Source organism: Lichenihabitans sp. Uapishka_5, assembly GCF_033947565.1.
Classification (GTDB): Bacteria; Pseudomonadota; Alphaproteobacteria; order Rhizobiales; family Beijerinckiaceae; genus Lichenihabitans.
The window spans coordinates 1-2,192 of sequence record NZ_JARPVX010000175.1 but is presented as its reverse complement, the minus strand read 5'-3'; the positions used below and the strand labels follow the sequence as shown (position 1 = coordinate 2,192).

The following is a 2,192-nucleotide window of genomic DNA, read 5'->3' as shown; positions in this document are numbered from 1 at the left end:
GGCATTGGCAACACCTCTGATGAAAGCTTCAGGGTGTCCACCAAACCGGGTCAATACCAATCCCAGGGCTTTGATTCTTGTTGTTCTAACCGAGCCTGTAGGGCCCTGCGATGATCCCTATGCGCGGCCTCACGCGCAAGCGCCTCGACTAGGCGGACGATGCCGGAATGAAGGCTTTCGGTGCTGCGCTTCATATCCAGGCTCTGCTGCGAGTAGGCGCGGGAGGGCGCCTTGAGCGATTGCCGCAGGCGCTGAGGATTCCAATGTCCTCGAAAAACGCTGACAGCGGCAGTCCGGCAATTCCTCGCGAAACCAACGAGCGTAGACAATCTCGCCGGGTGCGAGCTGTCGAATGGGACGGCGGATGGCCGAGCCGGTTGCGTGCCCGACCGCATCACTGGCAGCATCGCCAAGCGATTCCTACCGTCGAGGGCACCATGCCGACCGATCTCCCCAGCCGTATCAGCCGCAATCCTGAGGATCGGCGGGCTCAGGCAGACCTGCTTTCTGACGCGCTAGCGTCGAACGACGCCCATCTCGTCAGCCGAGCTTTGCATGATATCGCCGCAGCACAGGGCCAGCACTTCAGCTTCGGCGACGATCCTGCCTTGGGCATCGTGCTCGCAGCGATCAATGCGCTTGAGATAGACCTCACAGCACAGCCAAGATCCTGACAACAATCGCCGCCTTCCACCATCGACACGCGCTCTATTTCTTTGCGCGTTCACCATCAGCACCCTGTAAGGGGCATGCTTCTGCCGCCTTTCACGCCCAGGATCTGAAACGTGCCCTGGCAAGCCGACCTCTTCGACCGACCCGGACCTGATAGTGCCGACGATGGGAGCACGCAGAGGCTTCCTGCGGCCCGTCGTTCTTCCAAGGGCTCCCGTGTCATCACGCCTAAAGCGGCGGCCAAGGTGCTTGAGGCAAGCGACGATTATCGGGTGCTGCGACGCCTTCGGCCGCGGGAGATCGTCAGCCCTCGCCTTCTCGGGCCGGGTGAACGGCTCGCAATTGTCATCGACACTGAGACCACAGGGCTGGATCACCGCGATCACGAGGTGATCGAACTCGGTATGGTCGCGTTCGTGCACGATGCTGAGGGCACGCTCCTTGCGGTCACGGGCGAGTTCAGCGCCCTACAGGAACCCTCGGGGCCTCTGGAGCCTGAGATCACGCGCCTGACCGGCATCACGGATGCCATGCTCACTGGCCAGCGCATCGACCTCGACGCGGTTGAGGCCTTCATTGAGCAAGCCGATCTCGTCATCGCGCACAACGCCGGCTTTGATCGGCCCTTCTGCGAGCGCCTGGCACGCGGGTTTGAGCCGAAGCCGTGGGCCTGTTCGGTCAAAGAGGTGGATTGGGCTGGGTTCGGCTTTGAAGGCACGAAGCTCGGCTATCTGGTCGGCCAGGCTGGGTGGTTCCACAACGGCCATCGAGCCACCGATGATTGCCATGCCCTTCTTGAGGTCCTGGCGGCCACGTTGCCCGGGCAGGATGGCTCAGCGGTCGGACACCTGCTGACGAGATCCGAAACGCCGCACGTCAGGATATGGGCGGAGGGCGCTCCCTACGATCTCAAGGACCAACTGAAAAGTCGCGGGTATCGCTGGAGCGACGGCAGCGATGGCCGGCCCCGAGCATGGTGGGTCGAAGTTGATGAGGCGTCAGCCGAGACCGAGATCGCTTACCTTGAGGGCGAGATCTACATGCGCCGGGTGCGCCCTCGCGCTCAGCGGATCACGGCCTGTGAGCGCTACAAGAAGCCGTAGCGAGCAGGTGGAAGCCGGGGTGGTCAACGGCGCTCCCCGTCACGACGGCTTCAACTCTTTCTCCAGCATCACGAGGCGGTAATCGGCGCGCAGTGGCGCCGATGCCAGCAAATAGAAAGCGGCAGTGTCGCAGTGCTGCGTAAAATGCGGCCCGAAGACGTTCAGCCTTGGCAGCAATAGCCGAGAGTGAGCGCAGCCATGGTCCGTCGCATCGTAGGCACAACCGTCGTCATCACTGGGGCGTCGAGCGGCATCGGCCGTGCGACGGCTGTCGCGTTCGCGCGTGAAGGCGCCAACGTGGTGCTTGCGGCACGGCGGGAAGATCTGCTGGCCGAGGTGGCTCAGGAATGTGCCGCGCTCGGTGGAGCTACGCGGGAATTTGGGTGACGCGGCAGTCAGGCGGCGCGGTCTGACGTG

2 protein-coding genes and 1 pseudogene are annotated in these 2,192 nt (G+C 63.1%); all 3 read left to right on the top strand.

Annotated features, from left to right (window positions below; all coding sequences use genetic code 11):
* Positions 1–167 precede the first annotated feature (167 nt).
* The gene (locus P7D22_RS22900; protein WP_319936552.1) at positions 168–674 is read left to right on the top strand and encodes a hypothetical protein; all 507 of its coding nucleotides are present in this window, start codon (positions 168–170) and stop codon (positions 672–674) included.
* Between the two features lie 111 nt (positions 675–785).
* Positions 786–1,775, top strand: coding sequence for a 3'-5' exonuclease (locus P7D22_RS22895; protein ID WP_319936551.1), 990 nt, complete (start codon positions 786–788; stop codon positions 1,773–1,775).
* Between the two features lie 210 nt (positions 1,776–1,985).
* Positions 1,986–2,141, top strand: a pseudogene (locus tag P7D22_RS22890) (SDR family NAD(P)-dependent oxidoreductase); the annotation flags it as partial.
* Positions 2,142–2,192 lie beyond the last annotated feature (51 nt).